This is a genomic window from Nocardia sp. NPDC004711 (assembly GCF_053601595.1).
In genome coordinates, this window is sequence record NZ_JBSGCB010000036.1 from 73,729 (window position 1) to 96,210 (window position 22,482).

The 22,482-nt window shown below is 72.4% G+C and carries 1 protein-coding gene and 1 pseudogene; both read right to left on the reverse strand.

Features of this window, described 5'->3' with window-relative positions; translation table 11 throughout:
* Window positions 1–148: 148 nt before the first annotated feature.
* Window positions 149–14,716 (reverse strand): annotated as a pseudogene (locus ACWEKS_RS31920) (amino acid adenylation domain-containing protein); the annotation flags it as partial.
* 373 nt (window positions 14,717–15,089) lie between these two features.
* On the reverse strand, window positions 15,090–22,445 hold the full coding sequence (locus tag ACWEKS_RS31925) for an amino acid adenylation domain-containing protein (RefSeq protein WP_452343519.1): 7,356 nt from the start codon (window positions 22,443–22,445) through the stop codon (window positions 15,090–15,092).
* Window positions 22,446–22,482 lie beyond the last annotated feature (37 nt).

Sequence of the window (22,482 nt, forward strand, 5' to 3'; positions counted from 1 at the left end):
TGGTGTCCACGGTGACGTCCAGGTACAGGTCGTCGGCGACCGGTTCCGGGTAGACCCGGGCCGGGCGCAGGTCACGGTAGCGGAAGCCGATGCGGCCCACCGGGAGTACGGCGATCTCCGCCACCGTCTCCGGGTTCAGGTGCCGCAGCAGCCCGAAACCGACTCCCTGCGAGGGTACTTCGCGGGTCCGGTCGCGGATCTGCTCGATCACCGCGCCCGCGGTCGGGCCGCCGACCCGCACCTCGGTGAGGTCGACGCCGTCCAGGCGCAGCGGGAACGGGTAGGTGGTGCTGAACGCGCCGACCGTCCGCACCCCGGCCGGATCGCCGGGGGTGCGGCCGTCGGCGATCAGCCGCACCACCGAACCCAGTGTGTCGCGCAGGGTTTCGGCAGCCGGGTCGAGCAGGGTGGCGGCCAGGGCGGCCAGCAGCACGTCGTCGATGCTGGCGCCGTAGCGGCGCGCCACGCCGTCGACGGCCGCCGCGCCCTCGCCGGTGATGGACACCGAGACCCGGCCGCGGGCGCCGGAATCGGCGTCGCCGAGCACCAGCTCCGGCGACACGCCCTCCGCGACGTCGGCGAGCTGGCCGCGCCACCAGTCCAATTCGTCGATGGTGTCGGCGTCCACGGCGCGTTCGGCCAGCGCGCGGGCGATGCCGAGCGGGTGGGCGTCCGCGCTGTGCGGGGTGGCGTGGCCGCCGGACCAGGAGGCGGTGAGGTCCTCGATGACGGTGCGCCAGGAGGCGTCGTCCACGACCAGGCCATTGGCGACCACGACGAGCATGGCGGCGGGCCGGTCCTGCGGGTCCTCCGCCGGGTCGGTCGCCGCGTTCTCCACCAGCACGAAGCGCATGTTGTACCCCTTCTCGGGGTCCAATTCGGCGGCGGCGGCGTGGATCACGGCCTCGATGGGGTCACCGACGGCCTCCAGGTTGGGGTCGATCTGCCAGACCACCGCGGCGCCGCGCGGCTGGGCGGCCGGGATGTCGAGCGCCACCGCGTCGCCGTTGCGGCGCAGTCGCGCCCACAGGCCCGGATGCCGGTCCAGCAGTCCGGCGACCGAGCGGCGCACCCGGGTGCCGGAGATGCCGGCGGCGATATCGAGGGTGATGGCCCGGACCCAGACCCCGGACGGCTCCACCTCGAGCAGGCCCATGGCGCCCGCGGGCAGCGGCGAAACCTCGCCCACCGCACTGAGTCTCGGCCCCATGACCGGGTTCTTGACGGCCACGCGCGGCGGCGCGGCCGGTGCGGTCTCCTCGGGTGCGGCCGTCGCGTCCGTCTCCGGCGTGACGGCGGTGACGGCGGCGGCCGGGCGCACCGGCTCGGGCTCGGCAACCGGCCGGAACGCGATATCGGGATCCGGCCCGGAATCCCGGACCGATTCGGGTTCGGCGGGCTGTTCCGGATCGCGCAGCCTCACCGACCGCTCGAGGTCCTCGGGCCTGATCACCGGCAGCACCGCGGTGGTGGCCCAGTCGACCTCGAGCTCCTCGGACTGCCCTGCGGCGGACGTGGATTCGTCCGTGGCGGACACCGGCTCGCCGGTCGCGGACACGGCATCGTCGCGGGTGCCGGTCACGGGCCGGGCGCGCAGGTCCGCGGCGGCGATGACCCGCACGTCCGCGGGGACCGCCGGGGACAGGGCGTCCCGCACCAGTTCGGCAAGGACCAGGTGGGTCACCGCCTCGCGGGTGAGCAGCTCGCTGAGTTCGCCCGGCTCGTAGGCCCGGTGCTGCGCGACCACCAGGGCGGCGGCAGCGCCGAGCGGCAGCAGCGGTTCCAGCGGCGACAGGCTCGACCCGGCCGCCGCGAGATAGATCGCCCGCGCCTCGCCGTGCAGGCCGAAGGACAGCGTCCGGGTGGCGATCGCATACAGGTCCGCCTGGGCGAGCACCACTTCGCCGGAGCCGTCGGCCGCGCGATCGACCCAGGCCGCGTCGCCGGGCGCGACCGGTGCGCGGCGGTCCGAGTCGGCGACCGGTGCGGGCGAACGGGATTCGACATCCGCGCCGACGCGCGGATCGTCGACCACGAGCCACTCCCCGCCGGCGGCCAGCGGAGGCAGTGCGGCCGCCGCGGCGCTGAGGGTCAGGCCGTGCGTGGTCCGGTTGTCGATCGCACCCGTGTCACCGGTGGCCGGATCCACCGGCAGCACGGTCGCACCGGTTTTGGCGACCGCCCACACCGCGAGGATGAGCGCCACCGAGCGGGGCAGCGCCACGGCCACCCGGGTGCCCGGGCGCGCGCCCTGATCGATGAGAACCCGTGCCAGACGCGAGGATTCGGCATCGAGCTGGGCGTAGGTGAAGGCACGACCGCGGATGATCACCGCCGGGCCGTTCGAATTCGCCTCGACGGCGGCGGCCATGAGCTCGGGCAGGGTGCCCACCGGCTCGGCGGCAGCGGCGGTATCGCCGGCCGGTTCGGTGTCGGCGCGCTCGATGAGGCCGGCCAGCACCGGGCCGATCACGGCGAGGGCTTCCGCGGTGGTCATCAGCTGGTGGGTGCCGGGCACCGGGTGCTCGCCGACGGCCCCGCTGACGTAGGGACGCCAGTCGGCGGACGACTTCGCCTGCGGGACACCGGCGCTCAGGAACTCGGCCCGGAACAGCTCGACGCGGCCGTCGAAATGCCGCGGCCGGTACTGCGATTCGAGCTCGAGGCTGCGCACCGCGCCGCGGTAGATACGGCGCAGGCGGTCCAGGGTGAGGACGCCGAGGTCCGGCGGCACCGCGCCGTGCAGCGCGCTGAGCGCTTCCTCGCTCAGATTCAGCAGGTCGCCGTCGGGGAAGGCCTCGGGGCCGACGCCGATGGTGGCGAACTCGTCCAGGATCGAGGTCCGGAAGTCGGACTTCGACTCCGGGTAGGAGTCCAGGATGGCGACCAGGTCGACCTGCTGTCCGGCGGCCTGCAGCTCGGTGGCGATGGCGTAGGCCAGGATGCCGCCGAGCGAGTAGCCGAGCACCCGGTAGGGGCCCTCCGGCTGGATGGCGCGCATTTCGGCGGCATAGCGGCGGGCCACGTCGGCCAGGTCGGCCGGGTCGTAGTCGGCCTCGGTGAGGGCGGGCGACTGCAGGCCGAGCAGCGGCTGGTCCTCGGGGAGGAAGCGCGCCAGACCGGCGTAGCACCACGACATTCCGGACATGGGCGGGGCACAGAAGATCGGCGTCCGGGTGCCCGTGGCGCGAATCGGCAGCACGACCTGAAGTCCGGCTTCGGAATTCGAGTCGAAGTCGTGTTCGCCCTCGAGCGCGGCCAGGATCTGCGCGGCGAGTCCGGCCACGGTCGGCGCGGTGAAGAACCACGCCACCCGGACCTCGGCGCCGGTCAGCGTGCGCAGGCGGCTCGCCACCTGGGTGGCCAGCAGCGAGTTGCCGCCGAGGGTGAAGAAGTCGTCGTCCGCGCCGACCCGCTCCAGGCCGAGCACGTCGGCGAAGACCCCCGCCACGGTCTGTTCCAGGGCGGTGGCCGGGGCACGGAAGACGGCCGCCTCGAATTCGGGGTCGGGCAGCGCGGCGCGGTCCAGCTTGCCGTTCACGTTCAACGGCAGGGCGTCGAGGACCACGAAGGCGGCCGGGACCATGTACGACGGCAGCGCCGCCGACAGGGCCGACTTCACCTGCGGCACCTCGATATCCGAGCCGGACGGGACCAGGTAGGCCACCAGCCGGTCGCCGGTCCTGGCGTCGGTCCTGGCGAGCACCGCGGTCTGGGCGATCGCCGGCTGGGCCAGCAGCGCCGCCTCGATCTCGCCGAGCTCGATACGGAAACCACGGATCTTCACCTGGAAGTCGGTGCGGCCCCGGTACTCCAGCTCGCCGGTCGAGTTCCACGCGACCAGGTCACCGGTGCGGTACATGCGCTCGCCGGTCGCGAACGGGTCGGCCACGAAGCGATCCGCGGTCAGATCCGATCGCCCGAAGTAGCCGCGCGCCAATTGCGCACCGGCGAGATACAACTCGCCCGGCACCCCGGCGGGCACCGGCCGCAGCCGGGCGTCGAGCACGTAGACGCGGCTGTTCCATTCCGGCGCGCCGATCGGCACCGAGACGCGGTCGGCGGCGGTGACCTCGTGGTTGGTGATGGACACCGCGGCCTCGGTCGGGCCGTACAGGTTGTACAGGCCCACCGCCAGGAAGGCGGCGCGGAACCGCTGCGCGAGCGTCGCGGGCAGCGCCTCACCGATGGCCAGCACGCGCCGCAGCGCGCCCAGTCCGACGGCCGAATTCGATTCGGCCAGCAGCGCGTCCAGCATGGACGGCACCGTGTGCAGCACGGTCACGGCCGTGCGGGCCATGAGCGCGTTCAGGTACACGGGGTCGCGGTGGCCGTCGGGCTCGGCGATGACCAGGCGGCCGCCCGAGACGGCGGCGGACCAGAATTCCCACACCGACAGGTCGAAGGTGGACGCCGTCTTCAGCAGTACCGCGTCGTCGACACCGAGATCGAATTCCGCTGTCTTCCACTGCAACTGGTTGACGATCGCCGCGTGCGGCACGGCCACGCCCTTGGGGCGGCCGGTCGATCCCGAGGTGAAGATGACGTAGGCGGTGTTCGCCGGCCGCAGGGGCGCGACCCGCTCGGCGTCGGTGATCGGCCCGGCCGCAACCGAATCCGCCGCCAGCTCGTCCATGCGGACCATCGGTGCGAGACCGGTCACGAAGCCGGTCGCGCTGGTGGTGAGGACGCACACCGGCGCCGCCGATTCCAGGATGTGGCCGGTGCGCCCGGCGGGCTGATCCGGATCGACGGGCACGTACGCGCCGCCCGCCGCGGTGACCGCGTACATGGCCACCACCAGGTCGGTCGAGCGCCGCAGGGCCAGCGCCACCCGGGACTCGGGGCCGACGCCCAGCGAGATCAGGTGGCGTGCCAGGCGGTTGACCCGCTGTGCGAGTTCGGCGTAGGTCAGCTCGCCCTCGCCGTCGGCGACCAGGGCGGTCCGCCCGGCGTGGGCGCTCGCGGTCCGGTCGAGCAGGGACGCCAGCGTGGCGCGGGTGTCGACCTCGTGCCGGGTGTCGTTCCAGCCCTGCAGGATTCGGGCCCGCTCCGCGGTGGCGAGCAGCTCCACCTCGCCCACGGGGGTGGCCGGCTCGGCCACCACACTGGTCAGCAGCCGCACGAAGCGCTCGGCGAACCCTGCGACGGTGGCCTGGTCGAACAGGGCGGTCGCGTAGGTGAAGTGGCCGAGAATGCCTGCGGGCTCACCGGTTTCGCTGTAGCGGTCGGCGGCGATCAGGTGCAGGTCGAACTGCGACAGCTCGGTGTCGATGTCGAGGCCCGCGACGGTCAGCTCCGGCAGTTCCAGACCGGCCTGGCTGTGGTTCTGGAAGGACAGGCCCACCTGGAACAGCGGGTGCCGGGCGGTGGAGCGCACCGGGTTGAGCACCTCCACCAGGCGCTCGAACGGGACATCGGCGTGTGCGAAGGCGGCGAGGTCGGTTTCGCGCTGCCGCGCCAGCAGTTCGGTGAAGCTCGCGCCCGCGTCCACCCGGGTGCGGAAGACCAGGGTGTTGACGAACATGCCGATCAGGTCGTCGAGCACCTCCTCGCCCCGGCCCGCGATCGGGGTGCCGATGGCGATGTCGTCGGTGCCCGAGAGCCGGGCCAGCAGCACGGCCAGCGCGGTGTGCACGACCATGAACAGCGTCGCGCCCTCGGCGCGCGCCAGCTCCACCAGCGCGCGGTGGCCGGCGGCGTCGATGCTGAGCTCGACCTTGCCGCCGTGGAAGGACTGCACGGCCGGGCGCGGCCGGTCCGAGGGCAGGTCGAGCTGGTCGGGCAGTCCGGCCAGGGCCTGCTGCCAGTAGCCGATCTGGGCGGCGGCCACCGACTGCGGATCGTGCTCGTCGCCCAGCAGTTCGCGCTGCCAGATGGCGTAGTCGGCGTACTGCACCGGCAGCGGCTGCCAGGCCGGTTCCAGATCCATGGACCGGGCGGCGTAGGCCACCATGAGGTCCCGGGTCAGCGGGGTCACCGACGAGCCGTCGCCGGAGATGTGGTGGATCACCAGGGCCAGCACGTATTCGCCCGGGGCGTCGGTGATCTCGAACAGCGCGATGCGCAGCGGCACCTCGGTGGTGACGTCGAACAGGTGCGAGGCCACCGCGAGCACAGCGCCCGGAACCTCGCCGGAGGCGACGGCGCGGACCTCGAGGACGGGCGTCGCCTGCGCGACCGGCAGCACCACCTGCACGGGGCCGTTGTCGGTCTCGGGGTAGATGGTGCGCAGGATCTCGTGGCGCGCAACCACATCCGCGACGGCCGCGCGCAGCGCAGCCACATCCAGGGCGCCCGTGAGCCGGACCGCGGCGGGGATGTTGTAGGCGGCGGACTCGATGTCGAAGCGGTTGAGGAACCACATGCGCTGCTGCGCCGGGGACAGCGGAATGCGCTCCGGGCGCGGACCGGCCACCAGGGCGCGGCGGCCGGTGCCGGTGGCCGATTCGAGGGCGGCGGCCAGCGCCGCCACCGACGGCGCGTCGAAGAGGATGCGGACCGGGACGCGGGTGTCGAGGGCCGCGCCGAGGCGGGCCACCACCTGGGTGGCGACCAGGGAGTTGCCGCCGAGGGCGAAGAAGTCGTCGTCCCGGCCGACCGGGTGGCCGAGGCCGAGGGTCTCGGCGAAGACGGTGGCGACGGTCTGCTCGACCGGGGAGACCGGGGCGCGGAACTCGCGGGCCTCGAATTCCGGTGCGGGCAGCGCCTTCCGGTCCAGCTTGCCGTTGGCATTGACCGGCATGGCGTCCAGCACCACCAGGGCGGCGGGCACCATATAGGACGGCAGCCGGGCAGCCAGGTGCGCCTTCAGCGCTGTGCTCAATTTGCCTCCGCTGCGCTCCGGCGGGTTCGCGGCGCTGAAGTCTCGTTCTTCCCTCCTCCGCTCCTCCGCTTCGCTCCCCCGCTCCAAGCGCGGGGAGGCGGAGCGCAGTCCAGAACGAGACGCGCCGCGAACCTGTGTGTTCGACCTCTCGGGGACCACGTAGGCCACGAGCTGGTCGCCGAGGTCCGAGTCGGAACGCATGACGACGACGGCCTGGTCCACGGAGGCGTGCGAGGTGAGGGCGGCCTCGATCTCGCCGAGCTCGATGCGCAGGCCGCGCAACTTCACCTGGAAGTCGGTGCGGCCCAGGTAGACCAGGTCGCCGTCGCCGTTCCACCGGACCAGGTCGCCGGTGCGGTACAGGCGCTCGCCGCGCGCTCCACCTCCCTGCGCTTGGAAGGGGCTGGCCACGAACCGATCCGCGGTCAGGTCGGCGCGGCCGACGTAACCGCGGGCCAGCTGCGCGCCCGCCAGGTAGAGCTCACCCACCAGGCCGGGGGCGACCGGGTGCAGGCGTGAGTCCAGCACGTAGGCGCGGGCGTTCCAGACCGGGCCGCCGATCGGCACGGCGCCGGAGACGTCGCCGGCGACCGGCGCGTAGGTGGCGTGCACGGTGAATTCGGTGGGGCCGTACAGGTTGTGCAGCTCCGCCGGGCTGATCGCACGGAAGGCGTCGACCGCGTCGGAGGTGAAGGCCTCACCGGCCACCAGCAGCGCCCGCAGCGACGACAGCAGCGCGGGATCGGCGGCCGCCGAGAAGGCGCGCAGCATGGACGGCACGAACGAGGTGAGGGTGACCCGTTCGGCGGCGATGACATCGGCCAGGTACAGCGGGTCGCGGTGCCCGTCGGGCGTGGCCACGACCATGCGGCCGCCGGTGGCCAAGGGGCCGAACAGTTCCCACACCGACACGTCGAAGGTGGCCGGGGTCTTGAACAGCACGATGTCGTCGCCGTCGAGCGCGTATTCGGCGGTGATCCAGCGGATCTGGTTCACGGCGGCGGCGTGCGGCACGGCCACGCCCTTGGGGCGGCCGGTGGAGCCGGAGGTGAAGATGACGTACGCGGTGTTCTCCGCGCGCAGCGGCGCACGGCGTTCCACGTCGATGACCGGATGATCGGCGTAGCCCGCGAGGATGGCGGTGTCGATCTCGAGCACCGGGTGCGCGCCCGCGTCGAAGGCGTCGCGGGAGGTGGTGAGCACGCACACCGGTTCGGCGGTGTCGAGCACGTGCGCGATGCGCTCGGCGGGCTGGTCCGGGTCCAGCGGCACGTACGCGCCACCCGCGGCCAGCACGGCGTAGACGGCCGTCACGAAGTCCAGCGAGCGCCGGATGTGCAGGGCCACAAGCGATTCCGGTCCGACGCCCGCGGCGATGAGGCGCCTGGCCAGGCGGTGGACGCGGGCCGAGAACTCGGCGTAGGTGAGCTGCTCGCCGTCATGGACCAGGGCGATGGCCTCGGGGGTGCGCAGCGCCTGGGTCTCGAACAGCGACACCAGGGTCGCGGTGGCCGCGCGGGGCAGCCCGGCCGCGACGTCGACGGCGGTGGCGTTCCAGTCCGACAGCACCCGCTGCCGTTCGTCCACGGCCAGCAGGTCGAAGTCGCCGACGGCCCGCTCCGGGTGGGTGGCCACCGCGACCAGGGTGCGGCGCAGCCGCTCGGCCAGCCGATCCAGGGATTCCGGATCGAACAGGTCGGTGGCGTAGGTGAACGCGGCCGAAATGCCCTGCGCCACACCGTCGGCGGTGATCCGCTCGACGAGTGTCAGGTCCAGGTCGAACTTGGCGACCGGCACGGTCAGGTCGACGTCGGAGACGGTGACGCCGGGCAGTTCGAATACGGCCGGGGTCATGTTCTGCACGGTCAGTGACACCTGGAACAGCGGGTGCCGGGCCTGCGAGCGCGGCGGATCCAGCAGCTCCACAATGCGTTCGAACGGCGCGTCGGCGTGCTCGAAGGCGGCCAGGTCGGTCTGCCGCACGGCGGCGAGCAGTTCGGCGAAGCTGGCGTTGGGGTCGACCTCGGTGCGCAGCACCAGGGTGTTGACGAACATGCCGATCAGGTTGTCCAGCTCGGCCTCGCCGCGGCCCGCGATGGGCGCGCCGATGGCGATGTCGGAGGTGCCGGACACCCGCGCCAGCAGCACCGCGAAGGCGGCGTGCAACACCATGAACAGCGTCGTATTGTGCTGCTGCGCAACCCGGTTCAGGGCGCCGTGCACGTGCGGGTCGATATCGAAGGCGTGCACCGCGCCGCGCCCGGAGGCCACCACCGGCCGGGGCCGGTCGGTGGGCAGCTCCAGCTGATCGGGCAGTCCGGTCAGGGCGGCGCGCCAGTAGTCGAACTGGCGGGCCAGCAGCGAGCCGGAATCGTGTTCGTCGCCGAGGCTTTCGCGCTGCCACAGCGCGTAGTCGGCGTATTGCACCGGCAGCGGCGTCCAGGACGGTTCCTGCCCCTGCATGCGGCCGAAGTAGGCGGTCATGAGGTCGCGGGTGAGCGGGCCGCCGGAGAAGCCGTCGCCGGCGATGTGGTGGACCACACAGACCAGCACGTGGTCCTCGGCATCCAGGCGCAGCAGCCGCAGCCGCAGCGGCGGGGCGGCGGTCACGTCGAAGGGCGCGAAAGCGGCCTCCGAGACCACCTGCGCCACCTCGGCTTCGGTGACCGGGACGACCGGCAGCGAGGGCATGGCGTCGGGCTCGTGGACGTCCAGGATCACCTGGTGGCCGACGCCCTCGTGCTCGGGATAGTAGGTGCGCAGCACCTCGTGCCGGGCGACCAGGTCGGCCACGGCGTCGCGGAGCGCGGGCACGTCGAGCGGGCCGGTGACGCGCAGCGCGATGGGCAGGTTGTAGGTGGCGGCGTCGGTGTCCAGGCGGTTGAGGAACCACATGCGCTGCTGCGCGTAGGACAGCGGCACCAGCTCCGGCCGCGGCATCGGCCGCAGCGGCGCGACGGCCGAATCATCCAGTGCGCCCAGCGAATTCGCGAGTTCGGCGACGGTGGGCGCCTCGAACAGGGCGCGCACCGGCACCCGGGTGCCGACCGCGGCGCCCAGCCGCGCCACCACCCGGGTGGCGTTCAGCGAGTTGCCGCCCAGCTCGAAGAAGTCGTCGTCCGCGCCCACCCGGTCCAGGTGCAGCACGGTCGCGAACACCTCGGCCACCGTGCGCTCGGCGGCGGTGGCGGGCTCGCGGTATTCGCGAGCCTGGAACTGCGGCACCGGCAGCGCCTTGCGGTCCAGCTTGCCGGAGGCGTTGAGCGGCATGGCGTCCAGCCGCACCACGGCGGAGGGCACCATGTAGGACGGCACGGATTCACGGGTGTGCGAGAGCAGTTCGGCGTCGGTGACCTGCGCGCCGTCCTCGAGCACCAGGTACGCGACGAGGCGGTCGCCGCTCGCGCCGCGCACCAGCGAGACCGCGGCCCGGTGCACGGCCGGGTGGCCGAGCAGCACGGTCTCGATCTCACCGAGCTCGATGCGCTGGCCGCGCAGCTTGACCTGGAAGTCGCTGCGGCCCAGGTACTCCAGGGCATGCGAGGCGCCGGCCGCGGGTTCGGCACCGCCGACGTGGATCCAGCGGACCACGTCACCGGTGCGGTAGAGCCGCTGCCCGTCCTCGTGGGCGACGAAGCGTTCGGCGGTGAGCGCGGGCGCGCCGAGGTAGCCGCGCGCCAATTGCACGCCGGCGACATAGAGTTCACCGGCCGCGCCGAAGGGCACCGGCCGCAGCTGCCGATCCAGCACCAGCACCCGGGTATTGGCGACGGGGCTGCCGATCGGCACGGCGACGCCGTGGGTGCGCTCGGCCGGGTGCGCGGTGACCACGGTGGCCTCGGCCGGGCCGTACCAGTTCACCAGCTCGGTATCCGGCAGCGCGGCAGCGAATTTCGTGGCGCTCTCCGCCGTGAGGGCCTCACCGGCGGCGAACACCCAGCGCAGCGAGGGGTGCCGCCGGGCCGCGCCGTCGAGGTAGGCGTCGAGCATGGACGGCACGAAATGCACGGAGGTGACGGCGTATTCGTCGATCGTGCGCGCGATGTAGGCCGGGTCGCGGTGCCCGTCCGGTTCGGCCACCACCACGGCCGCGCCGGTCTGCAACGGCCAGAACAGCTCCCAGGTGGAGATGTCGAAGGTGATGGGCGTCTTGTGCAGCACCACGTCGCCCGCGCGGTGCGGGTAGGTGCGCTGGGCCCAGCGGAACTGGTTGGCCATCTGCCGGTGCGTGATGACCACGCCCTTGGGGCGGCCGGTGGAGCCGGAGGTGTAGATGACGTAGGCGGCATTGTCCGGGCGCACACCCGCGGGGGCGACCTCCACGAACGGATCCGCGCCCGCGAGCGCGTCCACGAAGAACAGCGGAACGCCGGAGGCGGTTTCGAAGTCGTCGGCCGCGCGGGTGAGCACGCACACCGGCGCGGAACCCGCGAGGACGTACTCGTTGCGCTCGGCCGGGTGATCGGGATCCACCGGCACGTACGCGCCGCCGGAGCGCAGCACCGCGTAGACGGCGACCACCAGATCGATGCCGCGCCGCATGGCCACGGCCACCCGGGATTCCGCGCCGACGCCGCGCAGGGTGAGCTCCTGCGCGAGACGGCGGGAGCGGGCGTCCAGCTCGGCGTAGGTCAGGGTGGTGCGGCCGAAGATCACGGCCGGGGCGTCCGGGGTCCGCGCCACCTGGGCGTCGAACAGGGTGAGCAGTGTCGAATCGTCCAGCAGCTCGGGCACTTCGGTGGCATTGACGGCCGCCAGCTCGCGGCGCTCGCCGTCGAGCAGCGCGTCCACCGCGGCCACCCGCGCCCGCGGGTCGGCGGCGATGCGGGACAGCAGCGCCGAAAGCCGGTCCGCGATGGCCTGGGCCGCGTCCGCCTCGAAGAGGTCGCGCAGGTACTTCACGCCGAAGCCGAGGCCCTTGCCGCGCGGCTGCACCATGACGGTGAGCGGGTAGTGGGTGCCGTTCACCGCGGACGCGCCGAGAATGCCCGCGCCGTCGATGGGCGCGGCGGCGTCGTCGAGGGACTGCTCGTCCACCGGGAAGGAGGCGAACACCACGATGGAGTCGAAAAGCCCGTCGACTCCGGCGATCTCCTGGATCTCGCCCAGCCCGACGTAGTGGTGGTCGAGCAGTGCGGCCTGCTCGTCCTGCAGCGCCCGCAGCACCTCGGTGAGCGTGCTGCCCGGGGTCAGCCGCACCCGCACCGGGATGGCGTTGAGGAACAGGCCGATCATGGTCTCGATGCCCGCCAGCTGCGGCGGACGGCCGGACACGGTGGCGCCGAAGACGACATCGTCGCGGTCGGTGCTGCGGCCGATGAGCAGACCCCACGCGGCCTGCACGACGGTATTGAGGGTGACGCCCGCCTCGTGCGCCACCCTGGTGAGCGCGGCGGTGTCGTCCTCGGACAGCTGGAAGGCGACTTCGCCGATGCCCGAGGTGATCTCGCGCGAGGGATCGACGGCCGCGAGCGGTGTCGGCTCGGTGAACCCGTCGAGGGTCTCGCGCCACGCCTCCCGCGCCGCGGCGTGATCGCGCGCGGCCAGCCAGGCCAGGTAGTCGCGGTAGGACCGCACCGCCGGGATCTGCGCCGCGTCGCCGCCGGCCGCGTACAGCAGCAGCATGTCCTGGATGAGCAGCGGCATGGACCAGCCGTCGATGAGGATGTGGTGGCTGGTGACGCACACCCGGTACGCTCCACCTCCCTGCGCTTGGTCGGCGGCCGTGCGGTACAGCGCCACGCGCAGCAGCGGCCCGGCGCTCATATCGAAGTGGCGGGCCACGTCGAAGGCCATCAGGCGGTCGGTCTCGGCCAGCGCCTCGGCGGGCACCCGGTCACTGAGATCCAGGTACTGCCAGGGCAGTTCGACCTCGTCGAGGACGACCTGCAGCGGATTGCCCGCACTGTCCTCGGCGAAGACCACCCGCAGGTTCACGTGCCGGTCCAGCATGGCGCGGGCGGCGGCATGCACGCGCGCCACGTCGATCTCACCGGCCAGGTCGAGGGCGAACTGGACCATGTAGGCGTCGACGGAGGATTCGGCCAGCCGCGCATGGAACAGCATGCCGGTCTGCAGCGGCGTGAGCGGCCACACCTCCGACAGGTTCGGGTAGCGCTCGCGCAGCCGCGCCTCGTCGTCGGCGCTCAGCTCGACCAGCGGTCCGGTGGCGAGTTCCTCGGTGGCGGCGGCGGTGTCGAACGGCACCGCGAGCTCGGCCAGCGCGGCCACGGTGCGGGCGGCGAACATCTCCTTGGGCTTGAAGCCCAGACCCCGGGCCCGGGCCCGGGACACGATCTGGATGGCGGTGATGGAATCCACGCCGAGGCTGAAGAAGTCGTCGTCGAGGCCGACCCGGTCCAGGCGCAGCACCTCGGCGATGACCTCGGCCACCGCCTGCTGCGCCGCCGTCTCCGGGGCCCGGTACTCGGTGACCTCGAGCTCCGGCTCCGGCAGCGCGCGGCGGTCCAGCTTGCCCGCGGGCGTCAACGGGATGGTGTCGAGAACGATGATGGCAGCGGGCACCATGTGCGCGGGCAGCGTCCGCTCGGCCAGCTCCGACAACACCGCGGTGTCCGCCGGGAAGCCCGGGGCCGCATGCACATACGAGACCAGCGCGGTGGCGCGGCCGTTCACCTCGTGACCGACGGTGACCGCGAAGTCGACCGACTCGTGCCCGGCGAGCACCGCGTCGATCTCGCCCAGCTCGATGCGCAGGCCGCGGATCTTCACCTGGAAGTCGTTGCGGCCCACATACTCCAGCTCACCGGCGGCATTGGCGCGCACCAGGTCACCGGTGCGGTAGAGCCGGGCGCCCGCGCCCCCGTCGAACGGGTTCGCGACGAAGCGGGCCGCGGTCAGTTCGGGCCGGGCGTGATATCCGCGCGCCAGCAGCGCACCGGCGATGTACAGCTCGCCCGGGGTGCCGACCGGCACCGGCCGCAGCCATTCGTCCAGCACGTACGCGCCGGCGCCGCGAATGGGGGCGCCGATGGTCACCGGCCGGTCCGGGGACAGCGGATCGGAGATATTGGTCGCGATGGTCGCCTCGGTCGGGCCGTAGGCATTGTGGAAGCGGCGCCGACCGGACGGGTCGCCGGACCAGCGGCGCACCAGCTCGGCCGAAATGGCCTCGCCGCCACCGACGATGGCCTCCATGGTGGTGAGCTGATCCGGGTCCAGCGAGGCCAGCACCGACGGCGTGATCAGGCCGTGGGTGACCCGCTCCCGGGCGATCAGGCGGCCCAGTTCGTCACCGCCGTACACCTCGGGCACCGCGACCACCATGGTCGCGGCCGCGCCGATGGCCATCAGCAGCTCCATGATCGAGGCGTCGAAGGACGGGGTGGCGACCTGCAGCACCCGCGACTCCGGCCCGATGCCGAAGCGTTCGCGCATCTCCGCGGTCAGCGCGGCCAGGCCGGTGTGGGTGACCACGACGCCCTTGGGCAGGCCCGTCGACCCCGAGGTGTAGATGGCGTAGGCCGGATGCTCGGCCCGCAGCGGGCGCGCGCGGTCGGCGTTGGTGACCGGTTCGGCCGGATAGCCCTGGGCGGCGGCCGCGATCTCCTCGGTGTCCAGTTCCAGCCAGGGCAGCGTGGTCGGCAGGCCCGAGCGGGTGTCGGCCACGGTCAGGCCCAGCACCGCCCGCGAGTCCGCGATCATGTGCCGCACGCGGTCGGCCGGATAGTTGGGGTCCACGGGGACGAAGCCCGCGCCGGTCTTGGCGACCGCCCACACCGCCACCACCGACTCCAGCGAGCGGCGGATACCGACCGCGACCAGATCCTCCGGGCCGATGCCGCGGGTGATGAGCAGGCGCGCCAGCCGGTTCGAACGCTCGTCGAGTTCGGCGTAGCTCAGCGCGGCCAGGCTGCGGTCGGCGTCGGCGACCGTGACGGCGAGGCCGCCCGGATTGGCCTCGACCGCGGTCGCCAGCAGCTGCGGCAATGTCGGAATGTGGGGTCCACGGCGGGTCCGGGTGGGACGTACGCGAGCCGTGCGGGTCATGCGGCCACCGCCACGAGCTCGATCTTCCGGTCCCCGACCACCCGAATCATGCAGCCTGTCCTCATCCTGTCCGTCATTGCCCATACCGCCGCGTGCACCGACATTGTTCATCGGGCTCACGCAGGCCGCGTTACTCGACCCTGCTGGTGGCAGGGCTGTCGGTCCCCCGCCGAGGGACCGGTCACGCGCGCTTCCCCAAAGGAGTATTCAGTCCTGCGGGCGGGAGGGCCACTCCGGGCCGCTCACCAGGCGCTCATCGGGCGGTGGCGGCCCCCGGGACGGCGACGACGGTCAGACCCGACCACCGCGCGGGGACGGGCAGCCCGTCCACCACGAGGGCGGTGAGATCGTCCAGTTCCGCGGGGTCCGGCCCATCGAGCCGGGACCGGTCGGCGAACAGGTGGGTGACCCATTCGTCGGCGAGGGTCTCGGTCAGATCGGCTCCGGCCTCCGCCAGGACCATTGACGCCCCGACGCCGCCGGCGGCGACCGGTTCGATGAGCGCGAGGGGGTGATCCGCCAAACCGGACCAATAGGTGCGTGATTCGAAGATGAGCTCGGACTCGGCCCGCACCCGATCCACCATGGCCGCGACCTCGTCATAGCTCAGCGACGCCCGGCCCGGCGCCGCGAAGGCGGTGTCATCGCCGCGCAGCGCGCGAATGCGGTGCGCGTAGGTGACCGGCCGGGCCGATTCGGTGGCGACCTCGGCGGCCACCCCGGGATCGTCCAGGGCGAGCCAGTCGATGCCGGGCACGGCGACCGGTTTCCCGGCGGTCAGGCCCACCTTCACGTCCAGTCCGCTGGGCGGCAGCCGGTCCAGACCGGCCAGCGGCACCACCGCCGCACCGGTCTTGAGCACGGCCCAGGTGGCCACGGCCAGGTCGGCTCCCCGGTCCAGCCGCACGGCGACGCCGGTGCCGGGGCCGCAGCCGCGCCCGATCAGGAAGCGGGCCAGTCGCGAGGAGCGGGCGTCGAGGTCCCGGTAGGACACCGTCTCCTCACCCCGGACCAGGGCCGGACCGTCGGGGTCGTCCTCGACCGCGGCGGACAGCGACTGTGGCAGCGCCGTGCCGTGCGCGGTGGTGGTCACCGCCGGCGCGGGCGCGGGCAGCGCCCGGGCGCGGGCGCGCTCGGCCGGGCTCAGCAGGTCGATGTCGCCCACCGGCACGTGCGGATCGGCGGCCACCGCGGCCAGAATGCGCACCAGGCGCGCACCCAGGGCCTCGATGGTGGACTCGTCGAAAAGCTCGGTGGCATAGGAGAAGACGACGGCGAGGTCGCCCGGGGTGCCGTCCGCGGCGAGCGGCCCGGCCTCGACGCCGATCTGCAGGTCGAACTTGGCGGCCTCCAGCGCCGCGTCCACCCCGGAGACCGACAGCGCTCCGCCTCCCCGCGCTTCGGGCAGCTCGAGCTCGGCCACCTCGTTGTGCTGCAGCGCCAGCACCACCTGCAGCAGTGGATCGGCCTGGCCACGGCCGGGCGCGACCGCCTCCACCACACGCTCGAACGGCACGTCCGCGTGCGCGAAGGCCGACAGATCGGTTTCGCGGGCGGCGGCCACCAGATCGTCGAAAGAGGCGGCGGGATCGACCGTGCTGCGCAGGGTGAGGGTATTGACGAACATGCCGACCAGGCCGTCGAGCACCTGCTCGCCGCGCCCCGCGATCGGGGTGCCGACGATGATGTCCCGGCTGCCCGACTGCCGCGCCAGCAGGACCGCGACGGCCGCGTGCATCACCATGAACAGTGACGCATTGTGGCGGCGCGCAATGCGATTCAGCTCGGCGTGGATCTCGGCGGGCACCACGTAGTCGACCAGCGCGCCCGCCATGGACGGCGCCGGCGGGCGGGCCCGGTCCAGCGGCAGCAGCGGCCGCGCGGGCAGACCGGCGAGCTGTCCGCGCCAGTAGTCCACCTGCGCCGCGGCGACGGAGTTCTCGTCGGTGTCCGAGCCGATCACCGCGTGCTGCCACAGTGCGAAGTCGGCGTACTGCACGGGCAGCGGCGCCCAGCCGGGCGTCTCGCCCGCGGCGCGCGCGGTGTAGGCGATCATGAGATCGCGGGCCAGCGGCGCGAAGGAGGCGCCGTCGGCCGCGATGTGATGGGCGACCAGGATCAGCAGGTAGTCGTCGGGCGCGTCCCCGGTGAGCAGTCGCATGCGCACCGGAACCTGGTGCGCGACATCGAATCCGGCGTAGATGAGCTCCTGCACCCGCGCGCCGATGTCGCGGGCGCGCTCCGTCTCGAGACCACCCGCCAGCGCCTCCGCGACCGAGAGCACCTCCTGATAGGGAGCGCCGCCGGGGCCCGATTCCGGGTAGCGGGTGCGCAGTACCTCGTGGCGGGTCAGGACGTCCTCCGCCGCCCGTGCCAGCGCGGGCACGTCGAGGATGCCGGTGAGGCGGATGACCATCGGGATGTTGTAGGCCGGGGATTCCGGGTCCAGCTGATTGAGCACCCACATGCGCTGCTGCGCCAGCGACAACGGCACCCGCGCCGGCCGTTCCCCGGCCACCAGCGGCGGACGCGCACCGGTCGCGGTGCCCGGCACGATCCGGGCGGCCAGACCGGAAACCGTTGCGGTCTCGAAGAGTTCGCGCACCGAGACGGTGGCTTCCAGCGCTTCGTTGATCCGCGAGACCGCCCGGGTGGCGATCAGCGAGTTGCCGCCCAGCTCGAAGAAGTCGTCGTCCGCGCCGACCCGGTCCGCGCCGAGCAGATCCATGAAGACGCCCGCCACGATCTCTTCGATCGGGGTCGACGGCGCGCGGAAACGCCGGGGCTCGAACACCGGGGCGGGCAGGGCCCGGCGGTCCAGCTTGCCGGAGGCGTTGAGCGGGAAGGCGTCCATGACCGCGATCGAGGAGGGCACCATGTAGGCCGGAAGCAGCTGCGTCAGAGCGGCTTTCACCTGGGTAGGATCGACCTCCGCGGCGGGGTCGCGGGCCACGTAGCCGACCAGCTGCTCACCGCCCTGCGCATCGGCGCGCACCACCACGACCGACTGGGCCACCCCGGGCTGGGCCAGCAGGGCCGCCTCGATCTCGCCCAGTTCGATGCGCAGGCCGCGCAGTTTCACCTGGAAGTCGGTGCGGCCCAGGTATTCCAGTTCGCCGTCGGCACGCCACTTCACGAGGTCGCCGGTGCGGTACATGCGCGCGCCGTGACCGAAGGGGTCGGCGACGAACCGGTCGGCGGTCAGGTCCGGGCGGGCCACATAGCCGATGGCCAGCTGGTCACCGGCCAGATACAGCTCGCCCGCGACGCCGGGGGCGACCGGTCGCAGCCGCGAATCCAGCACGTACAGTGCGGTATTGAAGACCGGCCGGCCGATCGGCACCGACACGGTGTCGGCGTCGGTCACCTCGTGATAGGTGACGTCGACCGCGGCCTCGGTCGGACCGTAGAGGTTGTGCAGGCGGGCGGTGGTCAGCTCCCGTAGTCGCTGCGCCGTCGGCGCGGGTAGTGCCTCGCCGGAGGCGAACACCTGACGGAGTTCGATTGCCCTCCGCTCCGCTCCGGGCGGGTTGCTCTCACCCAGTGCCGCAAGGAAGACCGCGAGCATGGACGGCACGAAATGCACGGTGGTGACACCCTGTTCGGCGATCACCCGGGCCAGGTACACCGGATCGCGGTGCCCGTCCGGGGTGGCGAGCACCAGGCGTGCGCCGGTCTGCAAGGGCCAGAAGAACTCCCACACCGAGACGTCGAAGGTGGCGGGCGTCTTCTGCAGCACCACGTCCGCGGAGGTCAGGCGGTACCGCGCCTGCATCCAGACCAGCCGATTGACAATGGCGGCGTGACTGACGGCCACGCCCTTGGGCCGACCGGTCGAGCCCGAGGTGAACAGGACATAGGCCGGGTGCCCCGGCCGCAGCGGACGGGTCCGTTCGGCGTCCGAGATCGGGGTGCTCGTCCACCTCCGCGCCCGTTCCTCGGCCTCCTCGACGAAGCGGGCGGGAGTGCCGCTCCCACTGTCGAAGCCGTCCCGCCGGGTGGTCAGCACCAGGCGCGGCCCGGCGGTGCCGAGAATGTGCTCGTTGCGGTCGAGCGGCTGTTCGGGGTCCAGCGGCAGGTAGGCGGCGCCGGTCATGAGGACCGCGTACATGGCCACCACCAGCTCGGTGGAGCGCCGGATGGCCAGGGCCACCGAGGTTTCCGGCCCGACCCCGTAGCCGTCGATGAGTTCGCGGGCCAGCCGGCGGGCGCGGTCGGCCAGTTCCCGGTAGGTGAGGCGCTCGTCCGCGCAGACCAATGCCACGATGTCCGGAGTGTCGGCGACCTGCGCCTCGAACATCGAGATCAGGGTCGGCGCGACAGCGTTCGGCAGGCCGGCCGCGGCGGTGACGTCGAAGCCGGTGGCGTTCCAGTCGGTCAGGACGCGTTGGCGTTCCTCGGGTGCGAGCAGGTCGAGGTCCCCGACGGGTGCACCCGGGTCGGCCGCGACCAGTTCCAGCACGCGGGCGAAGCGGCGGGCGAACGACGCGATGGTCGGCTCGTCGAAAAGGTCCAGCGCATAGGAGAATTCGGCCGCCATCCCGGTGCCGTCGCCGCGCTCGTCCACCGTCTCCTGTACGGTCAGCTGCAGGTCGAACTTGGCGAAGGGCACCTCGAGGTCGGTGCCGGAGACGGTGAGCCCGGGTAGCCGGAATTCGGCGGGCGCCAGGTTCTGGAACGAGAGCATCACCTGGAACAGCGGATTGCGCGCCTGCGAGCGGGCCGGGTCGAGCAGGTCCACCAGTCGTTCGAAGGGCACGTCGGCGTGGCCGAAGGCGCGCACGTCGGTGTCGCGCACCAGGTCCAGCAGGTCGGCGAACCCGGCGGCGGGATCGACGTCGGTGCGCAGCACGAGGGTATTGACGAACATGCCGATGAGGTCGTCCAATTCGGCCTCGCCGCGCCCGGCCACCGGCGTGCCCACGGCGATGTCCCGGGTGCCGGACAGCCGAGCCAGCAGGACCGCGAGTGCCGTGTGCACGACCATGAAGGTGGTGCCGTTGTGGCCGCGGGCCAGCCGACGCACGGCGGCGTACACGTCGTCGGCGAGTTCGAAGCGGTAGGTGCCGCCGCGATACGAGGCGACCGGCGGGCGCGGGCGATCCGACGGCAGCACCAGTTCGTCGGGCAGTTCGGCCAGTGTCTCGCGCCAGAAGGCGATCTGCCGTGCCAGCGTGGAGTTCTCGTCGTCCTCGGCGCCGAGTGCCGTGCGCTGCCACAGGGTGTAGTCGGCGTACTGCACCGGCAGCGGAGCCCAGTGCGGCGCGGCCCCGGAACTGCGGGATACGTACGCGGTCATCAGGTCCCGGGTGAGCGGGCCCATGGAGAAGCCGTCGGCGGCGATGTGGTGCACCACGCCGACCAGCACCTGCTCGCCGGGTCCGAGGCGCAGCACCCGCAACCGGATGGGCGGGGTGGCGGTGACGTCGAAGCCCGTCCCGCCGAGAGCCATCACCCGGGTGGTCAGCTCCGCGGCATCGATGTCCTCGATCGGCAGGTCGGGTATCGCACGGGGATCGGTGAGCGGCAGCACCTGCTGATAGCCCTCGCCGTCCACCTCCGGGTAGACGGTGCGCAGCACCTCGTGCCGCTCGACCAGGTCCCGGACGGCGGCGCGCATGGCCTCGAGGTCGAGTTCGCCCGAGAGCCGCACCGCGAGCGGCACATTGTCGACCGCGCTGCCGGGCGCGAACCGATTGAGGAACCACATGCGCTGCTGCGCATAGGACAGCGGCACGCGATCGGGCCGCGGCCCGGATACCAGTGCGGGGGCGGTATTCCCGCTCGCCTCCCCGGCCAGCAGTGCGGCCAGGTCGGCGACGGTGGACGCCTCGAACAGCACGCGCACCGGAACCCGCAGGTCCAGCGCGGTACCGATGCGGGCCACGGCCTGGGTGGCCAGCAGCGAGTTGCCGCCCAGCTCGAAGAAGTCGTCGTCGGAGCCGACACGTAGCGGCTCGGCGCCGGGCGGGGTGAGCAGGCCGGAGAAGACCTCCGCGACAGCGGCTTCGGCGGCGGTGGCGGGGGCGCGGAAGGCCCGGGTGGTGAAGACCGGTTCCGGCAGCCGCTCGCGGTCGACCTTGCCGACCGGGGTCAGCGGGATCTCGTCGAGCACCATGATGGCGGCGGGAACCATGTACGCGGGCAGCGATTCTCCCGCGAAGGCCGCCAATTCCGCCGTGTCCAGCGCGGTTCCGGGGCTGGGCAGCACATAGGTGACCAGGGCGGCGGCGCCGGTGGGCAGGGTGGTGCCCAAGGTGACCGCGAAGTCCACGCCGGGGTGCGCGGTGAGGGCGCTGTCGATCTCGCCGAGTTCGATGCGCAGACCGCGGATCTTGACCTGGAAATCGGTGCGGCCGTGGTGTTCGAAGTTCCCGTTCTCCAGGCGTTTGACCAGGTCGCCGGTCCGGTACAGCCGCTGCCCGGGTTCGCCGTAGGGTCCGGCGACGAAGCGTTCCGCGGTCAGCACGGGCCGGTTCAGATAGCCCGCGGCCAGTGCCGGTCCGGCCAGATAGAGTTCGCCGACCACGCCGGGCGGCACCGGCCGCAGGCCCGCGTCCAGCACGTACGCGCCGATGCCGGGCAGCAGGGTGCCGATGTGCGTGCCGCCGCCGGGCGGCAGCGCCGCGGTACCGGTGGACAGCGCGGTGACCTCGGTCGGGCCGTATTCGATATGGAAGTCGCGGTCGGGGGTGATCCAGCGGTCCACCAGGGCGGGCGGCACCCGCTCGCCGCCGCACATGATGGCGCGCAGGTCCTGCGGGACAGCCGGATCCAGCGATTCCAGCACCGCCGGGGTGATGCAGATGTGGGTGATCCGTTCGCGGCGGAGCAGCTCGGACAGCTCGTGGCCGCCGAACACGTCCGGCGGCACCACGACCAGGGTGGCGCCCGCGGTGAAGGCGTACAGCATCTCGACGATGGAGAAGTCGAAGCTCGGGGTGGTGAGCTGGGTGATGCGGGAATCCTCGGTCACCGCACGACTTTCCCGGCGGGCGGCCAGCCCGGCCAGCCCGGAGTGGGTGATGGCCACACCCTTGGGCTTGCCGGTCGAGCCCGAGGTGTAGATGACGTAGGCCAGGTGCTGCTCGGTCAGCGGCCGGGTGCGGTCGGCGTAGGAGATCGGGTGCGCGGGCCGGGCCGCGATGCGCTCGGCCCGGGTGGGATCGTCGAGTTCGATCCAGTAGGCGGCGGTCCCCAGCCCGGCCCGGTGGGTCGCCAGGGTGACACCGAATTTCGCACCGGAGTCGGTGAGCATGTGCTCGATCCGGTCGCCCGGATAGGTCGGATCCACCGGCAGATAGGTGGCGCCGGTCTTCACGATGGCCCACATGGCCAGCACCGATTCCACCGAGCGCGCGATGCCCATGGCCACCACGTCACCTGGGCCGATGCCCAGGGCGATGAGTTCGCGCGCCACCCGCGAGGACTGCTCGTCGAGCTCCCGGTAGGTGAGTTCGCGCTGGTCGGAAGGGTTTCCGGTGGGATTGAAGCTGATGGCGACGGCATCGCCGGCGGATTCGACTGCCGCGGTGAGCAGTTGACCGAAGAAGGGGCTGCCGGACCGGCGGCGTCTGCTCCCACGGACTGATCTACGGGTTGTATCCATCCGTGTTGTCCACCTCACACGTCCAGCAATCCACACA